The following is a 5,817-nucleotide window of genomic DNA, read 5'->3' on the forward strand; positions in this document are numbered from 1 at the left end:
TCACGCCGCCGCCCGACACCACCTGGAAATCCTCGGTCCGCCTCCGGCCGCAGCACCCCACTGAAACGGACCGCGGTGCGCTGCCGGGCCCCGGGTGGCCAGGTTCTTGGCGGGCTGGTACGTGCCGTCTGCCTGCTCTGTCTTGGCCATGGCGACAGCGCCCTCGTGGTGCTTGACCATCATCGTCAGGAAGGCGGTGTCGAACGCCTTGCCCGAGGCCGATTCCAGCTGCTTCATCTCCTCGGCCGTCATCATCCCGGACATGTCGTGCCCCTCGTGGCCGGAGCCCTCGGCCGGGACCTGCTCACCCCAGGAGGTCAGCCAGCCGGAGAGAGTCCTGATCTCCGGGTCCTGGGCCTTCTTGATCTCGTCGGCCAGCTTCTTCACCTCAGCCGACTCGGCGCGGGTCGCGGCGAGGTCGGCCATCTCGATGGCCTGACGGTGGTGGGGGATCATCCCCTTGGCGAAGGTCACGTCGGCCGCGTTGTGCTCGCCCTGCTGCGCGGAGGCGGAGGCGGAGGCGGAGGCGGAGGGGGAGGCGGTGTTGTGCCCGTTGTGGGCGGAGCCGCTGTCGTTGCCACCGCAGGCGGCGAGGACGAGGGCGGCGGTGGCGGCCGCGGCCACGGCGGTGGCGCGGCGGATCAGGGAACGCTGGTTGGTCATGGTGCAACTCCTGCTGTGGGGCACGCGCGCGTCGGCGGGCGTGCGGAGGTAGGGCGGGGCCGAGAGGCTGGCCGGCCCTTTGGGGAGCCGGGCATGCCGGGGCCGCCCTATATGCGCAGGAGTTGCAGTTCGCTCAGTGACGGCGGTGCCCGTCCGCAGACGGTGGCGCCGGGGATGACCCCGTGCGCGAGGACCGCCTGGACTGCGGCGTGGCCGGGCAGGACCGCGGGCGCGGGCAGAACCGGGGCGCCGGCTGTGCCGCTGGCGGCACAGGTCGCATCGGCGTGCTCGGCGTGCCCGCCGCCGCTGCCGGCCGGATCGTCGGCGTGGACGCACCCGTCCTGGCACGCGGCGTCCGAGGCGGTCGCCCGCTCCTGGCCCGCGGCCGGCGCGTGGTGGGAACTGGTCGTCGCGTGTGCGGCGGCCGGCGCGGGGGCGGGCCCCAGGCCGTGCATGGCCACCAGCCCCGCCAGCACGGCGAGGACGAGGAGCAGGTAGGAGCGCAGCCCGGAGGGCTTCATCGCTCGCTTCACCTGACCGTCCATGTCCGCATCGTAAGCGGCTTCCTTCGCGGGTGGCGAGGCGAGGCCGGAACGACCGCCCATTGAGGAATACCCCTGGGGGGTATAACGTTCGGGCCATCGAAGTCATACCCCCTAGGGGTATGAGGGGATTCTGTATTGGGGAGCAGTCATGGAAGCCGTCAATCCACGTCGCTGGTGGGCCCTCGGGGTGCTCGCCGCCGCACAGTTCATGGTGATCATGGACACGTCGATCATCGGCGTGGCGCTGCCCGAGATGCAGCGCGACCTGGGGTTCTCCCAGGGTGATCTGCAGTGGGTGTTCAACGCCTACGTCATCGCCTTCGGCGGACTGCTCCTGCTGGGCGGTCGCCTCTCCGACCTGCTGGGCGCCCGGAAGGTGTTCGTGGCCGGCTGGAGCGTCCTGATCGCAGGCTCGGTCGTGGCCGCGGCCGCGCAGAGCGCGTGGGTGGAGGTCGCCGGCCGGGCCGTGCAGGGGGTGGGCGGCGCGCTGATCGCACCCGCCTCGATGACCCTGCTGATGATGCTCTTCGGTCACAACCCCAAGGAGCTCGGCAAGGCCCTCGCCCTGTACGGCGCGGCCGCTCCGGCCGGCGGCACCGCCGGTGTGTTCCTCGGCGGGGTGTTCACCGAGTGGGCCAGCTGGCCGTGGGTGTTCATCATCTACATCCCGATCGGCATCGCCACCCTGCTCGCCACCGGCCTACTGCCGGCCGTCGCAGCCCGCCGCGGCGGCGGAGTGGACGTCCTCGGCACGGCGGCCGTCACCGCAGGGCTCGCGCTCACCGTCTTCACCGTGGTCCGCGCCCCCGAGACCGGTTGGGGGAGCGCACAGACGGTCCTTCAGCTGATCGCAGGCGCCGCCCTGCTGGTCGTGTTCGTCCTCATCCAGCGCTCCACGCGCTCGCCGCTGATGCCGCTCGGCATCTGGCGCACCCCCGGTCTCGGCGCCTCCAACTTGGCGATGGCGCTGCTGGGAGCGGCCTGGATTCCCATGTGGTACTTCCTCAACCTCTACCTCCAGCAGGTCCTCGGCTACGGCGCCTTCGCCTCGGGAGCGGCGCTGCTGCCGATGACCGGCCTGCTGATGGTGTTCATGACCACCGCCAGCGCCCGCCTGCTCGGCCGCTTCGGTCCCAAGCCGCTCATCACCGGCGGCCTGCTGGTCCTGGCCGCGGGCCTGGTGTGGCTGTCGGCTGCCCGGCCCACCGGCAGCTTCCTCGTCGACGTCCTGCCCGCCTCACTGGTGGCAGCCCTGGGCATGGCGCTCGCCTACATCCCGACCCTGATGGCCGCCATGTCCGCCGCCCCCCAGGAACAGGCCGGCCTCGCCTCCGGCATCGTCACCACCACCTACCAGGTCGGCTCCGCCCTCGGCCTCGCCGCCCTGACCGCGCTCGCCACCTCCCAGGGCGCCGGCGCACTCGGAGACCCGACCGCCCTCACCGACGGGTTCAGCGCCGCCTTCCTCGCCGCCGCCGGCCTCGCCGCCGCGGGCGCCCTGACCACCCTCACCCTCATGCGCGGCAAGCCGCAGAGCCCGCCAGTCGAAACCGCCACCACCGAAGGGGCCGCACAGCGTCAGCACGTCGGCAACTGACCAGAAGGAAGGCGAGAGGGCCCGCCGATACTCATCGGCGGGCCTTTACCACGCGGTACACAACGGCACGGAGGCAGAAGCAGAGACTCTGGGTCGCTTGTGCACCCGCAGCTGACGGCCCCTCCGCTTGAGCATGGACAGCTTCACCACCCCAAAGGCAGTGCGGCACAACCGCCAGCGCCTGCCCTCCGGCGGCACTCGCGTGTCCGTACGCCCGCAGGTCTCTCATGCCCCAGGGACTCCCCCCGTTGACGCGACCGAGGTGCGGCGCGTCAGAGACCCAGATGCGGTGATCCGAATTACCTCTTGCGTATACCCCTAGGGGGTATATAGTTGTGGTGTGAGCCCGCGGGAGGGGGGTCACACTGGACGGGATTGGGGATGACGGTCATGAACCACAGCGCACACCACACCAGCACCGCACACGACCACACCGCGCACCAGGCGCACGCGGAGCACGCCGGACACCAGACGGGACCGGTGACCTGGGGGGCCGCCGCCAAGGCGACGCTGCACTGCCTGACCGGATGTGCGATCGGCGAGATCCTCGGCATGGTCATCGGTACCGCCCTGCTGTGGGGCAACGTCCAGACGATGGTCCTGGCCATCACCCTCGCGTTCCTCTTCGGCTACTCCTTCACCCTGTTCGCAGTCCGTCGGGCCGGCCTGGACTGGAAGAGCGCAATCAAGGTCGCGCTGGCCGCCGACACCGTCTCGATCGCGGTGATGGAGCTCGTCGACAACGGCATCATCGCCCTGACGCCCGGGGCGATGGACGCCCACCTGTCGGACGCGCTGTTCTGGACGGCGCTGCTGGGCGGCTTCGCCGTGGCCTTCGTGATCACGACGCCGGTGAACAAGTGGATGATCGGCCGCGGCAAGGGCCACGCCGTCGTCCACGCCTACCACTGACCCAGTCGTACGGCACCGCGCCCGGCCGCACCCTCACGGTGCGGCCGGGCGCGTTCGCCTCTGGGGGCGTTACTGACTTCAGCGGGTGCCTTCGGTTAAGCGGGCACGAGGCGACCTGAGAGGGGAGGTGGCGGCTGCGGGCCGTGGACCGCCGAGCCCTACCGCGCCTGAGAAGTCCTCAACCCCCACCCGCTTTCGAGCCAAGGCCCGATCAACGTGCGGGTTTCTCGTCACGCAGCTCCGAGAATCCACGAACTCGCGCGCTTTTGCGTGCGGCAGGGGTTTGGCGACTGGCGGTGCCGCACAGGCCGGGTCAGTTGAAGGCCGTGGCCACAGCGTCCGAGAGCTGGTTCAGTACGTCCCGCGAGAGCTGCACCGAGCCGGTGAACGAGAGGAAGCCATGAATGGCTTTCTCGACCGGGAGATGCTGGACCGGCACGCCGGCGTCGGCCAGCTTGCGGGCATAGTGGTCGCCCTGGTCGCGCAGGGGGTCGTTCTCGGCGGTGACGATGACGGCAGGAGCAAGTCCGGCCAGTTCGTCGGAGCGTGCCGGCGAGACCCGCGGGTCGGCGCCCTGGTCCGGGGTGCTGAGGTAGGCGCCCCAGAACCACTCGAGGTAGGAACGGGAGAGGACCGGCCCCGCCATGTTCTCGTACATCGAGGGGCTGTCGTCGAACCGGTCGACCGCCGGGTAGGCGAGCACTTGGAGCGTGATGCGAGGCCCCCCGCGGCGCAGGGATTCCTGTGCGAGAACCGCGGCAAGGTTGCCGCCGGCGCTCTCGCCGAACACGGCAATGCGCTCTCCGTCGCCCCCGAAGCCGGCGGCGTTGTCCGCGACCCAGGTCAGCGCGGCATAGGCGTCGTCGACCGCGGCCGGGAAGCGGTGCTCAGGTGCCAGCCGGTAGTCGACGGAGACCACGATCGTGCCGGAGCGGCTGGCCATGATGCGGGCGATGTTGTCCTGGGTGTCCAGGTCGCCGAAGACCCACCCGCCGCCGTGGAAGAAAAGCGTCACGGGCAGTGGCGCGGCGTTCGGCTCGGTGACGGGCCGGTAGATACGGACGGGTATGTTGCGGCTGTCGCCGACGGCTGTGGTGTCCCGGACGTCGGCGACCGGTACGGGAACGCCGGCCAGGGCGCCGAAGGCGCGTCCGAACGCGCGGTTCTCCGCCACCGTCAGAGTTTCGGGCGCGGGTCCGCCTTCTGTGGCCACTTGCTTGAGCAGGGTCTCGATCTGAGGGTCGAGGGACATAGCACTCACCTGTCCGAAGAGACGGCCGTCCGGTGTGGAATGACCTTTCCAGGATCATCGGTGGTGCAAAGTTGGAATGTCAATTCCAACTTTGGTAGCGTTGGCGCATGGGCACATCAGTAAGAGCCGGAGATCCGGAGAAGCAGCGGCTCACCAAGGGCGGCCGCAGGACTCGCGAACGCATCATCGAGACCGCTGCGGAGCTGATGTTCCACCGGGGCGCAAGGGGCACGAGCATCCCGGACATCCAGGCAGCCGCCGGGGTCAGCGCGTCGCAGATCTACCACTACTTCGGCGACAAGCAGGGCTTGGTCCTGGCGGTCATCGACCATCAGACGGACGCCCAGCTCGCCCAGCAGCGTCCACTGCTGGACAGCCTGGACAGCATCGAGGCCCTGCGCGAGTGGTGCGACATGGCAGGGAGCAGGCAGGACGCCAGAGGCTGCGAAGGCGGCTGCGAGATCGGCTCGCTCGCCAGCGAACTCGCCGACAGTGATCAGTCGGCACGGACCAGACTCGTCTCCGCCTTCGACCGGTGGGAAGGTCCCATCAGGTCGGGACTCGCACGCATGCAGGCACGCGGCGAGCTGAGCGAGCACGCTGACACCGCCGCGCTCGCCACCGCTCTGCTGGCCGCCATCCAGGGCGGCATGCTGCTGTCCCAGGTCCGCCGATCGAGCACCGCCTACCGGCAGGCCGTGTCAGCGGTGATCGACCACATCGAGAGCCACCTCGTCGGTACATCACGTTGACTGAGCGTTTTCAGCGTTGACGCTCCAGGGTGAGGACGGCAGCGGCGATGACCGTCATGCGGTTGGGGCTGCAGCGGGCTCTACGGAAGACGCGCC

The 5,817-nt window shown here is 70.0% G+C and carries 6 protein-coding genes and 1 pseudogene; 3 read left to right on the forward strand and 4 right to left on the reverse strand.

Annotated elements, in window-relative coordinates; all coding sequences use genetic code 11:
* Together ACWD0Y_RS35880 and ACWD0Y_RS35885 are read right to left on the reverse strand one after the other, a co-directional pair.
* Positions 1-663, reverse strand: coding sequence for a DUF305 domain-containing protein (locus tag ACWD0Y_RS35880; RefSeq protein ID WP_450264450.1), 663 nt, complete (start codon positions 661-663; stop codon positions 1-3).
* A gap of 107 nt (positions 664-770) precedes the next feature.
* On the reverse strand, positions 771-1,208 hold the full coding sequence (locus ACWD0Y_RS35885; protein ID WP_450264451.1) for a DUF6153 family protein: 438 nt from the start codon (positions 1,206-1,208) through the stop codon (positions 771-773).
* A gap of 148 nt (positions 1,209-1,356) precedes the next feature.
* On the opposite strand from ACWD0Y_RS35885, the gene ACWD0Y_RS35890 reads away from it, so the two are divergent.
* On the forward strand, positions 1,357-2,805 hold the full coding sequence (locus ACWD0Y_RS35890; protein WP_450264452.1) for an MFS transporter: 1,449 nt from the start codon (positions 1,357-1,359) through the stop codon (positions 2,803-2,805).
* Positions 2,806-3,195: 390 nt separating this feature from the next.
* Positions 3,196-3,717 carry a DUF4396 domain-containing protein gene (locus tag ACWD0Y_RS35895; RefSeq protein ID WP_450264453.1) on the forward strand — a complete coding sequence of 174 codons (522 nt, stop codon included), beginning with the start codon at positions 3,196-3,198 and terminating at the stop codon, positions 3,715-3,717.
* A 313-nt stretch (positions 3,718-4,030) separates the two neighbouring features.
* Here ACWD0Y_RS35895 and ACWD0Y_RS35900 read toward each other — a convergent pair whose 3' ends face one another.
* Positions 4,031-4,969 (reverse strand): alpha/beta hydrolase, encoded by a 939-nt coding sequence (locus ACWD0Y_RS35900; RefSeq protein ID WP_450264454.1) that lies wholly within the window; start codon positions 4,967-4,969, stop codon positions 4,031-4,033.
* 107 nt (positions 4,970-5,076) lie between these two features.
* Here ACWD0Y_RS35900 and ACWD0Y_RS35905 point away from each other — a divergent pair, with 107 nt between their 5' ends.
* Complete coding sequence (locus ACWD0Y_RS35905; protein ID WP_450264455.1) at positions 5,077-5,721, forward strand: TetR/AcrR family transcriptional regulator; 645 nt, start codon at positions 5,077-5,079, stop codon at positions 5,719-5,721.
* Positions 5,722-5,731: 10 nt separating this feature from the next.
* Here the strand turns inward: ACWD0Y_RS35905 and ACWD0Y_RS35910 are convergent.
* Positions 5,732-5,817, reverse strand: a pseudogene (locus ACWD0Y_RS35910) (IS5/IS1182 family transposase); the annotation flags it as partial.

Source organism: Streptomyces altiplanensis, from assembly GCF_053591575.1.

Bases quoted from the DNA above. Each gene is read 5' to 3' on its own strand.
- ACWD0Y_RS35895 (WP_450264453.1), top strand. From the start codon at position 3,196: ATGAACCACAGCGCACACCACACCAGCACCGCACACGACCACACCGCG.
- ACWD0Y_RS35890 (WP_450264452.1), top strand. From the start codon at position 1,357: ATGGAAGCCGTCAATCCACGTCGCTGGTGGGCCCTCGGGGTGCTCGCC.
- ACWD0Y_RS35880 (WP_450264450.1), bottom strand. From the start codon at position 663: ATGACCAACCAGCGTTCCCTGATCCGCCGCGCCACCGCCGTGGCCGCG.
- ACWD0Y_RS35900 (WP_450264454.1), bottom strand. From the start codon at position 4,969: ATGTCCCTCGACCCTCAGATCGAGACCCTGCTCAAGCAAGTGGCCACA.
- ACWD0Y_RS35905 (WP_450264455.1), top strand. From the start codon at position 5,077: ATGGGCACATCAGTAAGAGCCGGAGATCCGGAGAAGCAGCGGCTCACC.
- ACWD0Y_RS35885 (WP_450264451.1), bottom strand. From the start codon at position 1,208: ATGGACGGTCAGGTGAAGCGAGCGATGAAGCCCTCCGGGCTGCGCTCC.